This is a genomic window from Neisseria sp. HMSC03D10 (assembly GCF_001807625.1).
Classification (GTDB): domain Bacteria; phylum Pseudomonadota; class Gammaproteobacteria; order Burkholderiales; family Neisseriaceae; genus Neisseria; species Neisseria mucosa.
In genome coordinates this window covers 929-1,213 of sequence record NZ_KV789561.1, presented here as the reverse complement: position 1 = coordinate 1,213, position 285 = coordinate 929, and the positions used below count along the sequence as shown (strand labels likewise).

Genomic DNA, 285 nt, shown 5'->3' with positions numbered 1-285 from the left:
TGGGGGGCAGTTCAGTTTTTCAGACGACCTTTATTAAAGTTGGGTTTTCAACTTGACTTACGTTTGATACCTAAATAATCAAAACTCTGAAGTCTGCAGCACACTGCCTCCATCGTCTCGTTTGAGTAGCCGCCAGACCGCATCGGTTTTCCAAATTGCGGTCGTACCATTTTGTAGGGGCTGAAGGTATTCACCATCATCAGGAAAGATTTCTCCCTTTTCGAAATGCCGTTCTATTGCATTCTCCAGATTGTCGGGTATCCACATCCCGGCATAAGGTGCTTC

At 45.6% G+C, this 285-nt stretch carries 1 pseudogene; it reads right to left on the bottom strand.

Annotation, left to right across the window (positions count from 1 at the left end):
- Nucleotides 1–78: 78 nt before the first annotated feature.
- A pseudogene (locus tag HMPREF3066_RS13600) lies at nucleotides 79–285 on the bottom strand (type VI immunity family protein); the annotation flags it as partial.